The sequence below is a fragment of the Vagococcus entomophilus genome (assembly GCF_003987595.1).
GTDB lineage: Bacteria > Bacillota > Bacilli > Lactobacillales > Vagococcaceae > Vagococcus_E > Vagococcus_E entomophilus.
Window position 1 is genome coordinate 156,864 of sequence record NZ_NGJZ01000001.1, and the last position, 16,991, is coordinate 173,854.

Consider the following 16,991-nt stretch of genomic DNA (forward strand, 5'->3'; position numbering starts at 1 on the left):
GTAAAGGCGGCTTTCTATGAAAAATAAAACAATCGAGAAAATGGAGCAACATCCAAACCATTTTAAAAAATTATTGAGGAAAATGTGGGAAATTCGAATATTTGAAGAAACACTTGAACAACTGTATGCCAAGAACAAAATTCACGGAACGTTCCATCTGTGCATAGGTCAAGAAGCGGCAGCTGTTGGTAGCATCGCATGTCTGAGTCAAGAGGACTGGATTGCTTCTACCCATCGCAATCATGGGCATTCTTTGGCAAAAGGGACAAGTATGCGAGCGATGTTTGCTGAAATTTTGGGTAAATCGACCGGGATTAATGGCGGCAAAGGGGGGAGTATGCATATATCAGATGCGAAAAACCATCATTTAGGCTCTAACGGTGTAGTTGGAGGCAACTTTCCGATTGCAGCTGGCGCAGCCTTATCGATGAAAATGCAAAATAAGAAACAAGTGGTTTTTTGTTTTGCTGGTGAGGGTGCAACGAATGAAGGGAGCTTCCATGAAGCAATGAACCTTGCTTCAATCTGGCAATTGCCCATTACGTTCTTTATTGAAAATAATCAATATGGAATGAGCTCTGCCTTTAAAAAGATGACACGACTTGATTCCATCGCGCAAAGAGGGAGCAGTTACGGCGTAGAAAGCTTTTCGATTGATGGCAATGACCTCATGAGTGTGGAGCAGCTATCGAAGCGCTTGGTACAGCGGATGAGACACGGTGAAGGCCCCTTTTTGGTTGAAGCCAAAACCTACCGTTATAGGGGACACTCTAAGTCTGACTCGTGTTTGTATCGTTCAAAAGAAGAAGAGGGCAGGCAACAAGCGTATGATCCCATAAGAAGAGTGGAAGCTAACTTTATCGAAAGTAAAATAATGAATAAAATGGATATATTCGAAGAAAAACAAATAATTAGAGAAAAAATCTGGCAATTAGTGCAAGAGGTCGAAGGAGATTCTCTTCCATCAGACCAAGAGTTGCTTGCAAACATCTATGCGAAATGAGGTGGAAAATTGAGACGCTTAACCTATTTAGAAGCAGTTAACGAGGCACTTGATGAGGCGCTTGGACAAGATAAGCGTGTTTTTTTGATGGGAGAAGATATTGGTATTTATGGAGGAGGATTTGGTGCAACGAAAGGTTTGGAAGAAAAATACGGGGCAGAAAGAGTTCGCTCTACTCCTATTTCAGAAAGTGCGATTGTAGGGTTAGCGGTTGGCGCAAGTATGACAGGGATGAAGCCAGTTGTTGAATTGCAATTTTCAGATTTTATCACCATTGCGATGGATCAACTGGTTAACCAAGCCGCCAAAATTCACTATATGTCCAATGGCCAATTTCAAGTCCCTCTTGTTGTTCGTACGCCAGGTGGTTCAGGGACAGGTGCGGGTGCGCAACATTCACAAAGCCTAGAAAATTGGTTAGCACATATTCCAGGACTAAAAGTTATTCAACCAGCAACTGCTTATGATGCTAAAGGGCTTTTGCATGCTGCTATTTCGGATAATAATCCAGTTGTGATTTATGAACACAAATTATGCTATCCTTTGGAGGCTGAAGTGCCAGAAGGACGTTACACAGTACCAATTGGGCAAGCAGATATTAAGCGAAGTGGGGAAGATATAACTGTAGTAGCAACGGGTATAATGGTTATCCGAGCCCTTGAAGCGGCAGAAAAATTAGCAAATCAAGGAGTTTCGGTAGAGGTAGTGGATCCTCGAACACTTTTTCCACTAGACAAAAAAAGCATTCTGCAATCGGTTAAAAAAACAAAACGTGTATTGCTTGTGACAGAAGCAGTTTTGCGTAGTAGTTTTGCCTCTGAACTTTCGGCGGTCATTGCAGAGTCTGACGTATTTTACGAATTAAAGCAGCCAATCGAACGACTTGGTGGCAAAGAAGTACCTATACCTTGCGCCAAAAACTTAGAAAGCCTAGCAGTCCCTAAAGTCCAAGAGATAGAAGCAAAAATCAGCCATATGCTTTTTAAAAATGATAAGGAGCAAACGATTGAGAAGCCAAGATGAACAACGTAAATTAGTTAAGATTGCAACGCTTTACTATGAGCACGGATATACACAGGCAAAAATCGCCAAAGAGTTCGGCGTTTCAAGACCTGTCATAGCAAAATTGTTACAACAAGCAAAAGAAGAAAAAATTGTCTCCATTCAGCTTAATGATACACAAGCCTATACTGTTGGTCTGGCGTTGAACATCCAAAAAAAATATCAATTAAAAGAAGTCATCGTCCTACCGAGTTCGATGGGACAAGAAACGATAAAAATTAGACAAACTGTTGCCAAGGCTGGAGCCAACTATATCGCAAGCCACCTTGCAACGATTCAAACCATCGGTCTCTCGTGGGGGACTACACTTGCGGATATGGTCGAATGTATTCCTTTTGGTTCTTGGCCCGATTTAAAAATCCAACCACTCGTTGGAGGAATCTCGAGCGAACATGTTTATTTTGATACAAATCACTTAGTGTTCTGTCTAGCAGAAAAACTTTCCGCCCATTGCCGTTATTTTTATGCACCAGCACTAGCCGAAAATTTAGCGTTTGCAGAAATGTTAAATGGAACAAAAATAGTACAAACAACACTGAAAGGTGCTAAAAGTGTTGATTTGGCAGTCATTGGTGTAGGAAATCCACAAGTTGCATCTACTTGGGAAAACCTAGGCTATATCGGGGAAGAAGAGTTTAAGAGTATAGGGGAAATGGAACACGTGGTAGGCGATGCTGTGGGTTCCTTATTTGATGCTCAGGGCAAGACCATTCAATGCGATTTAACCAAAAGAATGATTGGGGTTAAAGTAGAAGAGTTAACTGAAATTAAAGAAGTGATGATTATAGCTGCAGGGCAAGAGAAAGCAAAGAGCATTTTAGCTTTAGTAAAAGCCAATCGGGCAAATACGCTAATTGTAGACCAACAATTAGCTGAAAAAATTTGGGAAGAAGGACAATAATGGCAACGATAGAAAATCAAGGAGTTCCAATACAGATCAAAATGCGAACGACCATTACACAAGGCGACCAAACGGAGGAATTTCCTTACAATATCGTGGGACAACTTTTCCAAAAAAGTGGTCAGACGTATATTCGTTATCAAGAGTCAGCGAAGATTAAAGTGACTCTTAAGGTAACAGATACTGGAGCAGTCCATTTGCTTAGAGCAGGTGAAACACGAACGAAACTAACTTTTGAAAAAGAACAAACACATCTTACACACTACCAAACACCTTACGGAAATGTTCCTTTATCTATTCATACACAGCAGCTTTTTTGTGAAATTAAAGAAGAAGTAACGGGTCAGATAGAAGTTCATTATCAATTACAGGCTAATGGAGAAGTGCTTGGCGACTATCAGCTATATCTTGAATTTGAAAAAGAAAAAGATCAAAAAAAATAAAAAATTAAATTGCAATTTGGACTATAAATATTGTATGATAAGGAGTAGACTGTGAAAGGACGTGTGCGATTTGAACATAAAAGCATTTGAGGGTATTGACAAATCAGAATTATCACTGATTGAAGTGGCTCATGCGATTCTTGAAGAACGTGGAGATATAATGGATTTTTCTGATTTAGTCAATCAAATCCAAAACTACTTAGGAAAAGCGGATAGCGTTATCCGTGAAAGTTTGCCACAATTTTATACGGACCTAAATATCGATGGCAGCTTTATTTCTCTAGGAGATAATCGCTGGGGCCTACGTTCATGGTACCCAATTGATTCTATTGACGAAGAAGTAACACATGCTGGAGACGACGAAGATGAAGATATGCCACGTCGTAAAAAACGTAAAAAAGTAAATGCCTTCTTAGATATGAATGACGAAGATGCGATTGATTATAATGATGATGATCCTGAAGATACAGATTTATCTGATGACGAAGAAGATGATAGCTTGTATTTAGATGATGAGGATGAAGATGACGAAAAAATCTCAGAGTATAATACAGACCTATCTGAAATTGGGGCAGATGATATTGGTGACGATGAAGAAGTCGTGCCAGATGGAGTAGAAGAAGACTTAACCATTATTGATGACGAAGACATCGATAGTGATGAAGATGACTATGGTGATGGAGATCCTAAGTAATAAGTTTAAACGAAAAGACGGTAACTCTTAGACAAGTGTTACTGCCTTTTTTTATTAAAATGGACGAACTTTTTATAAACTCCAAATTTTTACTTGACCGAATAGACATTTGCTTGTATTATCTTAATTGGGCACCTTTTAGAAGGTCAGATGTACAGGATTTTGAATGCTCCCTATTCACATTTTTGATGAATAGGGAGTATTTTATTTTTTTGATTCAGTACCCTACTATAAAAAAAGAAGGAGTTTTTGAGAATATGACCAAATATATTTTTGTAACAGGCGGGGTTGTATCTTCGATTGGGAAAGGAATTGTCGCAGCATCTTTAGGAAGATTGCTTAAAAATAGAGGCTTAAAGGTGACAATCCAAAAGTTTGATCCTTATATCAACGTTGATCCAGGTACAATGAGTCCCTATCAACATGGGGAAGTATTTGTTACAGATGATGGTGCAGAAACTGATTTGGATTTAGGCCATTACGAACGATTCATTGATATCAACTTAAATCAATATTCAAATGTAACCACAGGGAAAGTATACTCAGAAGTCCTTCGTAAAGAAAGAAAAGGCGAATACTTGGGTGCAACGGTCCAAGTTATCCCGCATATTACCAATGAGCTAAAAGATAAGATCATGCGTGCAGCAACAACAACGGATGCGGATATTGTGATCACAGAGGTTGGGGGAACAGTTGGAGACATTGAGTCATTACCGTTTTTAGAGGCACTGCGTCAAATGAAATCAGATGTTGGCTCGGACAATGTGATGTATATTCATACAACGCTCATTCCTTATTTAAAAGCTGCTGGAGAAATGAAAACGAAACCGACTCAGCACAGTGTAAAAGAACTACGTAGTTTAGGGATTCAACCGAATATTTTAGTCGTTCGTACAGAACAACCTGTCTCTCAAAGTACGAAAAATAAATTGGCGTTATTTTGTGATGTATCAGCAGAAGCGGTTATTGAGTCTAGAGATGTAGAAACGTTGTATTCTATTCCATTAGCACTACAAGCACAAAATATGGATCAGATTGTTTGTGATCATTTGAAACTAGATGTACCAAAAGCAGATATGTCAGAATGGATTGCCTTGGAAGAAAAAGTCTTGAACTTGAAGAAAAAAACACGTATTGCCTTAGTCGGAAAATATGTTGAACTTCCGGATGCCTATCTTTCCGTAGTAGAGGCCTTGAAGCATGCTGGTTTTGTCTATGATTCAGATATTGCAATCGATTGGATTAATTCAGAGGAAGTTACTGCTGAAAATGTAACTGAAAAACTCAAAGAGGCAGATGGAATTCTTGTTCCGGGTGGCTTTGGTGACCGAGGCCTGGAAGGGAAGATTGAAGCGATTCGTTATGCGCGCGAACAGGACATCCCCTTTTTAGGAATTTGTCTAGGGATGCAGCTTGCTTGTGTTGAATTTGCAAGAAATGTGGCGCATCTTGAGGGTGCTGGATCGGCTGAAACCAATCCCAAAGTAGCACACAATATCATTGATTTAATGGCCGATCAAGAGAATATCGAAAATATGGGAGGAACCTTACGTTTAGGTCTTTATCCATGTAAGTTAAAAGCGGGGACTACCGCGGCAAAAGCTTACGAAAACACAGATGTTGTGCAAGAACGTCATCGTCATCGTTATGAATTCAACAACGATTATCGCGAAATTCTTGAAGAACATGGCTTAGTGTTTTCTGGTACTTCTCCAGATAATCGCTTGGTTGAAATTGTAGAATTAACAGACCATAAATTCTTTGTTGCTTGTCAGTTCCATCCAGAATTAATCTCTCGTCCAACTCGCCCACAAAAATTATTTAAATCCTTTGTAGGTGCAGCTGCGGAATTTGTAGAGAAAAAATAACTGATAAATAAAATAATTAGAGTCTTAGGGTGAGATTATGCTTCTCTCGCCCTAGGCTTTTTTTAATTAAAAACCAGACAGGGTAGGCTTTATAAAGTTTTCATGGAAATGTAATGAAAAAAAACTGGAACAATTCTGAATAATGGTAGAAATGTTGGGCAAAGTTTGCTAAAATAAGGATGTTCGTTAAGCGAAACTTAACAAAATTAGATTTCCAATAGGAGGAATTTTATTATGCCATTAGTATCAGCAGCAGAAATGTTAAAAAAAGCTCGTGAAGGAAAATATGCAGTTGGAGCTTTTAACACAAACAACTTAGAATGGACAAAAGCTATTCTTAAAGGTGCAGAAGAATCTAAATCTCCAGTTATTATTCAAACTTCAATGGGTGCAGCAAAATACATGGGTGGATACCAAGTATGTCTTGACTTAGTGAAAGATTTGATGGATTCAATGAATATTACAGTTCCTGTAGCTCTTCACTTAGACCATGGTGAATACGAAGATGCTTTAAAATGTATCGAATTAGGCTACACTTCAGTAATGTTTGATGGTTCTCATTTACCATTTGATGAAAACATGGAAAAAGCTAAAGATGTTGTTGCTAAAGCACACGCTAAAGGCGTTTCTGTTGAATGTGAAGTTGGAAGCATCGGTGGAGAAGAAGACGGAATCATCGGTTCTGGTGAATTAGCTGATCCTGCTGAATGTAAAAAAATTGCTGACTTAGGAATTGACTTCTTAGCAGCTGGTATCGGAAATATCCACGGTTCTTACCCAGAAAACTGGACTGGACTAAGCTTTGAAACTCTTTCAAGTATTGCAGATATCACTGGTGGACATTTACCATTAGTATTACATGGAGGATCTGGTATTCCTTTAGATCAAGTACAAAAAGCAATTTCTTTAGGCGTATCAAAAATCAATGTTAATACTGAATGTCAAGAAGTGTTTGCTGCTGCAACTCGCAAATACATTGAAGAAGGAAAAGATTTACAAGGTAAAGGATTTGACCCTCGTAAATTATTAGCACCAGGAACTGATGCGGTTACAAAACTTGTAATCGACAGAATCGAATGGTTTGGTTCGAAAGGAAAAGCATAATTCTGCTTTTTAAAACATGAATGTCGGACTTAGTCCAAAAAACATCCAGCTGTAGGTCTATTAGACCGATAGCTGGATGTTTTTTTAGGATAAAGCGAGCGTTTCACCGATTGGAAGTATGATCCCATCTAACCGTTCATGGATCATTTTTTGTTGCCAGATATGTGGATCTTGTTGGATTGCTTCAAAGGTATTGTAGTGAAGAGGGAGATATTTGTTTGCTTGTATCCATTTTGCAGCGACGATGGCATCGTCAATCCCCATCGTAAAGCAGTCTCCGATAGGCAGCGCACAAACATCGATTGCATGTAATTCCCCAATCATCCTCATATCGCCAAACAATCCTGTGTCTCCGGCGTGATAAAGTGTTTTATTGTTCATAGTAAGTAAAATGCCAGCAGGTGACCCCGTATTTAAGAGGACGCCATTTTCTTCAATCCCAGATCCATGAAAGGCTTGGACGAGTTTGACCTCTCCAAAATCAAATTGTCTTTTTCCACCAATGCCAACAGGAATGGCTGCTACTTGATGTTTTTCAAAATAATGGGTTAATTCAGGATTGCAAATAATCGGACAGTTATTCTGTTTGGCAATTTGAATACTATCTCCAATATGATCCAGATGGCCATGTGTAATGAGAATGGCATCGACCTTGATTGCTTTAGGATCAATAGAACACAGTGGGTTACCACTTAAGAAAGGATCAATAATCACAGCATGCTCTTGCGTTTTGACGAGCAAACAGGCATGCCCTAAAAAAGTAATATTCATTTTTCTACCTCCAAATTTTTTTACTAACATCATACAATATGCGAATGAAAAAGTACAAGAAATTCTAAATTTTTTTATCAATCTGTAAGTTACAAGTTAGAAACTTCTTTCTACTATCTTTTTATGATAAAATAAGAAAGTCATGTAACAAAATCGAAGATAAAGTGAGCGAATAAATATGAAACAAATAAAAATTAGAGGTGGGAAGCCTCTTTCTGGCACTGTGACAGTTAGTGGAGCCAAAAATAGTGCGGTTGCGTTAATTCCTGCAGCAATATTAGCAGACTCACCTGTTTATTTAGATGGTGTACCAGATATTCAAGATGTCCATGCTCTAATTGAAATTCTTGAAATTATGGGTGTGAAAGCATCTTTTGATTCGAATCGTTTGGTCATTGACCCAAGTGAGATGGTTTCAATTCCGATGCCTTCTGGGAAAATCAATAGTTTACGAGCTTCTTATTATTTTATGGGAGCACTTTTAGGAAAATTTGGTTCAGGAGTAGTAGGACTGCCAGGAGGGTGTTACTTAGGACCACGTCCCATTGATTTACATATAAAGGGTTTTGAAGCGTTAGGAGCACATGTCACAACTGAACATGGTGCCACTTATTTAAGAACAGAAGAAGAAGGGCTAACAGGCAATAGAATTTATATGGATGTTGTGTCTGTTGGTGCGACGATTAATGTGTTGTTAGCTGCTGTAAAAGCGAAAGGCAAAACCATTATAGAAAATGCGGCAAAAGAACCAGAAATTATAGATGTTGCGACGCTATTAAATAATATGGGGGCTAGCATTAAAGGAGCAGGTACAAATGAAATTCGTGTAGAAGGAGTCGAAACCTTACATGGATGTAGACATACCATTATTCCAGATAGAATTGAAGCAGGGACTTATCTTGCACTGGCAGCAGCAGTTGGTGGTGGTATTACGGTGAATAATGTTATCTATGAGCATTTAGAAAGTTTTTTAGCTAAAATGCAAGAGATGGGTGTCAAGATGACGGTTAAAGAGGACAGTATTCAGGTTTTACCCGTGAGCGAACCCTTACACCCTATCAGTGTTAGAACCTATCCTTATCCTGGATTTGCCACGGACTTACAACAACCGATTACCCCGTTATTACTTTTAGCTGGAGGAGAAAGTTTTATTGAAGATACGATCTATCAAAAGCGTATTAACCATATTCCAGAGCTCGTTAGAATGGGTGCAAAAGCAAAAGTAGAAGGGAATATGATTATTCTAGAAGGGATAGCACAGCTAAAAGGAGCCACAGTTGAAGCCAGTGACTTACGTGCTGGAGCTTGTTTGGTTATAGCAGGTCTTCTTGCAGAAGGAGAAACAACGATTTTAAATGTCGAATATATTCTTAGAGGATACGACCATATTATTGAAAAACTATCTGGATTGGGTGCGGATATTGAAATGCTTGACTTGCCTGATTCAGCAGAACTAGGAGAGAAAGCATGAGTGATTACTTAACAATGGGAGAATTAGAGAACAAAACGCTAAAAGAAATTTATTCTTTTGCGAAAGATTTCAAAATCCCTTACTACAGTCAAATGAATAAAAAAGAACTTTCACTTGCTGTAATCCGAGCACAAGCTGAAAAGCAAGGCTTTTTCTTAATGGAAGGAATATTAGATATCGTTTCTCAAGATGGCTATGGTTTTTTGCGTCCGATTAACTATACTTCCAGTCAAGAAGACATCTATATTTCTGCTTCGCAAATTAGACGTTTTAGCCTTCGAAAAGGGGACAAGGTTACTGGAAAAGCTCGACCACCAAAAGAATCGGAGCGCTTTTACGGATTGATGCATGTAGAAAGTGTAAATGGAAAAAATCCAGAAGAAGCCAAAGAACGCCCTCATTTCCCTGCTTTGACACCACTCTATCCAGAGAAACAGTTAGTTCTAGAAACAACGTCAGGACGACTTTCTACCAGAACGATTGATTTGCTCTCTCCAGTTGGATTTGGCCAACGTGGACTAGTTGTTGCTCCACCAAAGGCTGGTAAAACCAGTATTTTAAAGGAAATTGCAAATGGTATCACACAAAATCATCCGGAGGTAGAGTTAATCATGCTATTGATTGATGAGCGTCCAGAAGAAGTTACAGATATCGAAAGAAGCGTCAAAGGAGATGTTGTATCCTCGACCTTTGATCAGCAACCTGAAAACCATACACGCGTATGTGAGCTTGTCTTAGAACGCGCGATGCGTTTAGTAGAAGACAAACGGGACGTTGTGATTTTGATGGATAGCATTACTCGTTTGGCACGTGCATACAATTTAGTGATTCCACCAAGCGGCAGAACACTAAGTGGAGGGATTGATCCCGCTGCTTTTTATAAGCCTAAACGATTTTTTGGCGCGGCACGTAACATTGAAGAAGGGGGAAGTTTAACGATTTTGGCAACTGCTTTAGTGGATACCGGTAGTCGGATGGATGACGTGATTTACGAAGAGTTTAAGGGGACGGGAAACATGGAACTCCATTTATCAAGAGAGCTTGCTGAAAGACGAATCTTCCCAGCCATTGATATCAAGAAATCAGGCACGCGTAAAGAAGAGTTATTACTAGATAAAACGCAATTAGATGAAACGTTTAAAATCCGCAATCACCTGCGAGGCGACTCGATTGAGTACACCGAGCAATTCTTACGCTTCTTAAAAAAGACTAAAAGCAATCAACTTTTTCTTAGCGAATTTCAAGAAGTAAATTTTGGCAAAGCAAATGGCCAAAAAAAATCAAAAAGATAATTGCTATTTCAAATTAAACATGGTACTATATGAATGTTGTTTAACTGAAAATAACTCTGAATCAGCAGATGTTTCAGGGCAAAGGAGAGAAAAAAGATGAAAGAAAACATCCATCCAAATTACCAACCTGTTGTATTCATGGATTCTACTACAGGCTTTAAGTTCTTGTCAGGTTCAACTAAATCTTCTCAAGAAACAGTTGAATGGGAAGACGGAAACACTTACCCTGTTATCCGTGTAGAGGTTACTTCTGACTCTCATCCATTCTATACAGGACGTCAAAAATTTACACAAGCAGACGGACGTGTGGATCGTTTCAACAAAAAATACGGTCTCAAAGACGCCAACGCTGCGGAATAAAAGCACAGCACATCAACGCTTTTATATCAGTGTTTCTAAGGTTTCTCTTGAAAAAGAGAAGCCTTTTTGTTTGTTTTGACCACGCTTTTGGCATTTTCAAACAATTCTTGCTAAAAAGCACCAAGTTTTTAAGCTAAAATGTTGAGTTTAAGCGGTTCGTATCAGGCTAGATGTAACTAGAATATAAAGCAACATACAATACGGTCTTAAAGACGCCAACGCTGCGGAATAAGAAAAATAGTGATCAATCAGTGGTTTATAGACTATCTCATAGAGAGGGTCTTTTTTTGTTGAACGACTTTATCTTTTAAAAGGTAAGAAGGCTTACAAATAAACGGGAGCGTCACCAGTAAAAAAATGCAGGGAAATTTCTATTTACTTGACTAGGTTACTCCTGTTTATGGTAGTTTTTTTACCTGGTGAAGTGTGACTTTTGAATAGTGAATTACTTTAGAGTAGAATAAAAGTATCAGCATAAAATGAGGGGGACGTATGGATGAATAATGAATGGATCAACATTTACAATGCTTCGCAAAACAATTTGAAACAGGTATCGACCAAAATTCCCAAACATCAAGTAACAGTTGTAACCGGGGTTTCAGGCTCGGGAAAATCTTCGCTCGTTTTTGATACGCTTGTAGCAGAATCAAGAAGAGAGCTTAACGATACTTTTTCGAGTTATATTCAGCATGCGTTGCCAAAATATGGTCGACCAGACGTTGAAAGGATTGAGCATTTGCCGATTGCTATTCCGATTGAGCAGAAAAAACTATCGGCTAGTTCTCGTTCGACTGTAGGAACATACACAGAAATATACACATTCTTACGTCTACTGTTTTCAAGAGTGGGTACTCCTTTTATTGGCTATTCAGATACGTTCTCATTTAATCATCCAGAAGGAAAATGTCCGACGTGCGATGGGCTCGGCTATACAACTAAGATTGATGTACATAAATTAATTGATTTTAATAAATCTTTAAATGAAAGTCCGATTGATTTTCCGACATTTGGCTATGATGCATGGCGTTGGAAACGGTATGCGTACAGTGGCTTATTTGACTTAGATAAAAAAATCAAAGATTACACAGTGGAAGAATTGAATTTGCTTTTATATGCGCCACAGCAAAAATTAAAAAATCCAACCGAAAAGTGGCCAAAAACTGCTTTATATGAAGGCATCGTCCCTCGAATAGAACGCAGTATTCTTCATGCGGATGTTGCCAAACGGCATAAAAAGCAACTAGACCGGTTTGTCACTGTTGGGACCTGCGATACTTGCCTAGGAAAACGTGTCAATGACCGAGTTCGCAGTTGCAAAATTGCGGGAAAAAGTATTGCTGAGCTGGTTCAGTTGCCTTTAGAAGAATTGAAAGCCTTTATAGATAAAATTGATGCTCCGCTGGCAAAAGAAATCAAACCAGAAATCAGTAATCGACTGGATGCACTAGTAGATATTGGCTTGAGCTATTTGACTTTATCAAGGGCAACGGGAAGTTTGTCGGGAGGAGAAGCGCAAAGAATTAGAATCTCCAAATACATCAATAATGCCTTAAATGATGTGATGTATGTCTTAGATGAGCCAAGTGCAGGTCTACATCCAAAAGATATTGATCGCATAAAAACAGCCTTGTTAAAGCTTAAAGAAAAAGGCAATACGGTGGTCTTAGTCGAACACAATCCACAGTTGATTGAAATGGCGGACTATATTATTGATATCGGACCAAAAGCAGGAGGGGATGGCGGAGAGGTTCAATTCTCAGGATCGTATGCAGACTTTTTAAAGAGTAATACTCCGACAAGCACTGCTATCAGAGAAATAATTCCCATTAAAACAGAGGTACGTCGTCCGCTGGATTGGTTAACCGTGAAACATGCAGCACTTAATAATTTGAAAGGTTTTGCTACTCGCGTTCCTTTGGGAGTCTTGTCAGTTCTTTGTGGTGTTGCAGGGTCTGGGAAATCTTCATTAGGAGAAGTTATTAGACAAACCGCAATAGAAAAAGAACTAGAGGTTGTTTCAATTTCTCAAAAAAGCATTGGCATCAATTTGCGTTCTACGCCCTTGACTTATTTAGATATTTTTGGAGAGATCCGCAAAAAATTTGCAAAAGCTAATCATGTCAGTGCAGCTTTATTTAGTTATAACTCAACGGGCGCTTGTCCGCATTGCAAGGGGAAAGGAGTCATTGTTTCGGACATGTCCTTTATGGATGATATCGTTACAGAATGTGAAGTTTGTCAGGGGACACGCTACAAAAAAGAAGTGTTGGACTATACGTATAAAGGAAAGACGATTGTTGAAGTGCTGGGGATGAGCGTTTTAGAAAGCTTTGAGTTTTTTGAACAAGAGAGTTTTGCTCATGAGTTACAAACTTTAGTCGAAGTGGGATTAAGCTATTTGAAGTTAAATCAATCGCTGACAACGCTATCTGGTGGAGAATTGCAACGCTTGAAATTGGCTAGTCAACTCCATAAAGGTGGAGCTTTTTATGTTTTGGATGAGCCGACAGATGGCTTACATTTAACGGATATTGATTTTTTATTGCGCTTGTTGAACCGATTAGTAGATGCTGGAAATACCGTGATATTACTGGAGCACCATCTGAGTGTGATGAAGCGTGCAGATTGGTTACTTGAAGTGGGGCCAGAAGGTGGAAGCCAAGGTGGAACTCTTATTTTTGAAGGGACGCCGCAAATGTTACTAGACTCAGATGATACGATTACGAGACCCTACTTTTCAATCTAAAGTGGAGACTCGCTCAAAGTTGGGTCAAATAAAGGAGAAGAGACATTGAAAAAAGTAGCGGTAATTGGTGGAACTGGCTTTCTGGGAATTGAAGTGTGTAAAGCCGCATTAGAAGAAGGATTTCGAGTTGTATCAATTTCCAGAACAGGCCAACCAACCAATCAAACTAATGATTTTACGCAAGCAATGCCGATAGACTTTTTAGCTTTGGATATTTTTCAAGCAGAACGGCTAAAAGAGACAATCAGTACTTGTGATGTAGTGATTGATTTGGTAGGGATTCTCTTTGAGAAAAAATCCCAAAACCTCACCTATCAAAAAATGATTGTAGAAAGTGCCCAAATTATTAGCAATGCGGCGCAGCAAACCAATATTTCAGTCGTGATCTTTGTTTCTGCAGCAATCGGGATTCCGCTTATTGGCAAAAAATATTTACTGGCAAAAAGAGAAGCAGAACACCTTTTTAAAGGAAAGTCGTTTGAGGGGAAAATCATCAGACCACCACTTCTTTATGGCAAGTCAAAGCAAAGCTCACTTTATTTGGCTTATTTACTAAAAGTAGGAATGTATCTTCCGTTTTTAAAGAACATTTTGCGACCTTACCAAGCAGAAGCAGTAGAAGAAGTTGCAAAAAAAATTGTTGCCTTGTGCTAAAAGAGTCTGAGACCTCACTTTAAAGTGAGGTCTCAGACTCTTTTAGGAATAGCAAAAACAAATCATCCCAGTTTTTTTGTCAAAGTTAAACAACTCTGACGCAATCTATTTTCATAGTTGGACATTGTCCGTTTCTTTTGTAATCAATAAAATACCGTCTCCAAGTGGTACAAGAGTAGAAGTTAGATCTGGATGGGTTAATACTGTGTCCATCAGCTCATTAAGTTTGCGGTGAATGGCACGTTGACTACGATGGATTTCTTCAATAGGCTGCAGAATAGTCCCTGCTTGGAATACATCATCAATCATGATCACGCCTTTGGTCTTAATCAGACGTAGACATTCAGGCAAAAATTCAATATATTTTGATTTTGCACTATCCATAAAAATAAAATCGTAGCCTTCTGTTAGAGTCGGGAGTATATCGGCTGCTTGTCCTTCGAGCAAGGTCACTTGCTGCTCTAAATCTAGCTGTTTATACGTGTTTTTTGCTTTTTCAATCATCACATCGAAACGGTCAATTGTGGTAACGTGTCCACCATTACCAATGGTTTGTGCCATTAGGCTCGAAGAAAAACCAATTGCAGCACCAATTTCTAAAATGTTTTTAGGCTGTATTTGTCCTAATAAAAACTGTAAGAAAACAACTGTTTCGTGGGGAATGATTGGGACACCCTTTTGGTTAGCAGCTCGTTCGATTTCCCCAATTTTTCCTGGTAATTGTTTTTGTTTTGACCGCATAAATTCCACAATTTCTTGTTTCACAATCGGCCTTCTCATCATTTCATTTTGCACAAGATTCGCTCCTTTTCATCTATTACAGTATACGAACTTTTTGGATTAGGTGCAATCAAAAGATTGAAAGAGTGGATCATTAGATTGACTTACCATTCTTTTTTTGGTATGATGTAATTGTTGTAATTGTGGGCACCACAGCTACAACCGCACGAAATAAGTCGTAAGCACAATTTTTTGTCACTTATCTAGGCGAGTCTAAGTAAAAAATAAGGAGGTGCTTAACAGCATGTATGCAATCGTAAAAACTGGCGGTAAGCAAGTAAAAGTTGAAGTAGGTCAAGCAATCTACGTTGAAAAATTAGACGTGGAAGCTGGCGAAAAAGTTGTATTTGATGAGGTTATTTTAGTAGGTGGCGATTCTACCAAAGTAGGAACACCAACTATCAAAGGCGCAACTGTTGAAGGAACTGTTGAAAAACACGGAAAGCAAAAGAAAGTTGTGACATTCAAATACAAACCAAAAAAACATTCACATCGTAAACAAGGTCATCGTCAACCTTATACAAAAGTTGTCATTGACGCAATTAATGCTTAATTTTTTTCAAGAGAAAGGTCAGCGGATATGATTTCAGTTGTTTTTAAGCGAAACGACTCAAAAGAGCTTGTTTCCTTTGAGTTGTCTGGTCATGCTCAGGCAGGACCTTATGGAAGTGATATAGTCTGTGCGGCAGTCTCGGCACTTTCGATTAGCACAATCAATGGAATAGAGGCACTAGCTGGTTTTGTTCCGATTGTAGAGGTTGAAAGTGAGCAAGGTGGCTACCTGTATATGGAGCTTATTGCGGATATGTCCTCAAAGCAAAATGAAATTGCGCAAATCTTACTTGAAAATTTAGTCTTAGCAGTTCAATCAATTGAAGCCGAACATCCAAGTAATGTTCGGCTACTAACCAATGAAGGAGGTCAAAACTCATGATGAAAATGAATTTGCAATTATTTGCCCACAAAAAAGGTGGCGGTTCGACTTCAAACGGCCGTGACTCAGAATCTAAACGTCTTGGTGCGAAAAGCGCTGACGGACAAACTGTTACTGGTGGATCAATTTTATACCGTCAACGCGGAACTAAAATTTTCCCAGGTACAAACGTTGGGATTGGTGGAGACGATACTTTATTTGCCAAAGTTGACGGCGTAGTACGTTTTGAACGTAAAGGTCGCGACAAAAAACAAGTATCTGTATATCCAGTTGCTCAATAATCGTGTGACTAATAAGTTCTATTCCTTGTATAGCAAGGAATAGAATTTTTTTTATTTAAAAATAGTTGGGCGTGGGATCATGGAAATCTGTTCGACTGAAAATTAAAAAGATAGACAGTAGATCAAGAGTAAGCAAATCCTTTTTTGAAACTTTTGATTCTGCTACAAATAGCCCTAATAACGAACGGAAAGTAACCAATAGGGTAAAATGTTTTCAAGTAAACCCAGTATCAGTCATAGAAATAAAAAAACAAGGAAGAGCTATCTGCTTCTTTTTTGAGTATATTTTCTTTTGGGGATAAAAAATAAGGTATTGATGATTTTTGGACATTACTTATATTAGTTGTCGACCCTCAGTAGCGCAAAAAACACAGGAGATCGACAATGCTAGAAAAAGCTTGATTATATAGCAATTTGTATGTTTTTAAGAAGAAAAGTATGCTAAACTAAACATGAAAAGGAAGTTTTAGATGAGGTCGACAATTTTATAGTATCCGTCCTTGTTATATCAAGCGTTCTAGAGGGTAGACTTTTAATCTAATATAGTGAAATGTAAATTGTTACAATCCGATATTTTTACAGCAGTAAGAATTATCTTTTAATCTAATATAGTGAAATGTAAATGAT

The 16,991-nt window shown here is 38.6% G+C and carries 17 protein-coding genes, 1 CRISPR repeat array and 1 other annotated feature (1 of these 19 only partly in view); of the genes, 15 read left to right on the forward strand and 2 right to left on the reverse strand.

From position 1 onward, the window contains the following. The first annotated feature begins 16 nt into the window (after positions 1-16). From CBF30_RS00720 to CBF30_RS00750, 7 genes are all read left to right on the forward strand, one after another. Entirely contained in the window at positions 17-1,003 is a 987-nt protein-coding gene (locus CBF30_RS00720; RefSeq protein WP_126821760.1) for a thiamine pyrophosphate-dependent dehydrogenase E1 component subunit alpha, read from the forward strand. Between the two features lie 9 nt (positions 1,004-1,012). Further along, complete coding sequence (locus CBF30_RS00725) at positions 1,013-2,026, forward strand: alpha-ketoacid dehydrogenase subunit beta (protein WP_126821762.1); 1,014 nt, start codon at positions 1,013-1,015, stop codon at positions 2,024-2,026. Next, positions 2,010-2,966, forward strand: a complete 957-nt coding sequence (locus tag CBF30_RS00730) for a sugar-binding transcriptional regulator (protein ID WP_126821764.1) — start codon at positions 2,010-2,012, stop codon at positions 2,964-2,966. Before CBF30_RS00725 ends, CBF30_RS00730 begins: the two co-directional genes overlap by 17 nt. After that, complete coding sequence (locus tag CBF30_RS00735; RefSeq protein WP_126821766.1) at positions 2,966-3,409, forward strand: YwiB family protein; 444 nt, start codon at positions 2,966-2,968, stop codon at positions 3,407-3,409. Before CBF30_RS00730 ends, CBF30_RS00735 begins: the two co-directional genes overlap by 1 nt. 70 nt (positions 3,410-3,479) lie before the next feature. After that, positions 3,480-4,103, forward strand: a complete 624-nt coding sequence (gene rpoE / locus CBF30_RS00740) for a DNA-directed RNA polymerase subunit delta (RefSeq protein WP_126821768.1) — start codon at positions 3,480-3,482, stop codon at positions 4,101-4,103. A gap of 257 nt (positions 4,104-4,360) precedes the next feature. Continuing rightward, entirely contained in the window at positions 4,361-5,971 is a 1,611-nt protein-coding gene (locus tag CBF30_RS00745; protein ID WP_126821770.1) for a CTP synthase, read from the forward strand. Between the two features lie 234 nt (positions 5,972-6,205). Beyond that, positions 6,206-7,075 (forward strand): class II fructose-bisphosphate aldolase, encoded by an 870-nt coding sequence (locus tag CBF30_RS00750; protein ID WP_126821772.1) that lies wholly within the window; start codon positions 6,206-6,208, stop codon positions 7,073-7,075. Between the two features lie 84 nt (positions 7,076-7,159). Here CBF30_RS00750 and CBF30_RS00755 read toward each other — a convergent pair whose 3' ends face one another. Further along, positions 7,160-7,846: a metal-dependent hydrolase gene (locus CBF30_RS00755; RefSeq protein WP_126821774.1), complete on the reverse strand. Its 687-nt coding sequence runs from the start codon at positions 7,844-7,846 to the stop codon at positions 7,160-7,162. A gap of 178 nt (positions 7,847-8,024) precedes the next feature. On the opposite strand from CBF30_RS00755, the gene CBF30_RS00760 reads away from it, so the two are divergent. From CBF30_RS00760 to CBF30_RS00780, 5 genes are all read left to right on the forward strand, one after another. Then, positions 8,025-9,317, forward strand: coding sequence for a UDP-N-acetylglucosamine 1-carboxyvinyltransferase (locus tag CBF30_RS00760; protein ID WP_126821776.1), 1,293 nt, complete (start codon positions 8,025-8,027; stop codon positions 9,315-9,317). Further along, positions 9,314-10,609, forward strand: coding sequence for a transcription termination factor Rho (gene rho, locus CBF30_RS00765; RefSeq protein WP_126821778.1), 1,296 nt, complete (start codon positions 9,314-9,316; stop codon positions 10,607-10,609). Before CBF30_RS00760 ends, rho begins: the two co-directional genes overlap by 4 nt. A gap of 96 nt (positions 10,610-10,705) precedes the next feature. Beyond that, positions 10,706-10,969: a type B 50S ribosomal protein L31 gene (locus tag CBF30_RS00770; protein WP_126821780.1), complete on the forward strand. Its 264-nt coding sequence runs from the start codon at positions 10,706-10,708 to the stop codon at positions 10,967-10,969. Between the two features lie 496 nt (positions 10,970-11,465). After that, on the forward strand, positions 11,466-13,715 hold the full coding sequence (locus CBF30_RS00775) for an excinuclease ABC subunit UvrA (RefSeq protein WP_126821782.1): 2,250 nt from the start codon (positions 11,466-11,468) through the stop codon (positions 13,713-13,715). Positions 13,716-13,760: 45 nt separating this feature from the next. Then, a complete protein-coding gene (locus tag CBF30_RS00780; protein WP_126821783.1) occupies positions 13,761-14,369 on the forward strand; it encodes an NAD(P)H-binding protein in 609 nt (202 codons plus the stop codon). A 111-nt stretch (positions 14,370-14,480) separates the two neighbouring features. Here the strand turns inward: CBF30_RS00780 and CBF30_RS00785 are convergent, their stop codons facing one another. Then, complete coding sequence (locus tag CBF30_RS00785; protein ID WP_126821786.1) at positions 14,481-15,164, reverse strand: O-methyltransferase; 684 nt, start codon at positions 15,162-15,164, stop codon at positions 14,481-14,483. Between the two features lie 135 nt (positions 15,165-15,299). Then, positions 15,300-15,374, forward strand: a sequence feature (ribosomal protein L21 leader region). 19 nt (positions 15,375-15,393) lie between these two features. Between CBF30_RS00785 and rplU the strand changes: the two genes are divergently transcribed. From rplU to rpmA, 3 genes are read left to right on the forward strand one after another with little or no spacing between them, the layout of a single operon-like run. Continuing rightward, positions 15,394-15,702, forward strand: coding sequence for a 50S ribosomal protein L21 (rplU, locus tag CBF30_RS00790; RefSeq protein WP_126821788.1), 309 nt, complete (start codon positions 15,394-15,396; stop codon positions 15,700-15,702). A gap of 27 nt (positions 15,703-15,729) precedes the next feature. Beyond that, positions 15,730-16,083 (forward strand): ribosomal-processing cysteine protease Prp, encoded by a 354-nt coding sequence (locus tag CBF30_RS00795; protein ID WP_126821790.1) that lies wholly within the window; start codon positions 15,730-15,732, stop codon positions 16,081-16,083. 5 nt (positions 16,084-16,088) lie between these two features. Next, on the forward strand, positions 16,089-16,364 hold the full coding sequence (gene rpmA / locus CBF30_RS00800; RefSeq protein WP_281273582.1) for a 50S ribosomal protein L27: 276 nt from the start codon (positions 16,089-16,091) through the stop codon (positions 16,362-16,364). Positions 16,365-16,893: 529 nt separating this feature from the next. Then, positions 16,894-16,991: a CRISPR direct-repeat array (repeat unit 29 nt; unit sequence CTTTTAATCTAATATAGTGAAATGTAAAT) (it continues 260 nt past the right edge of the window).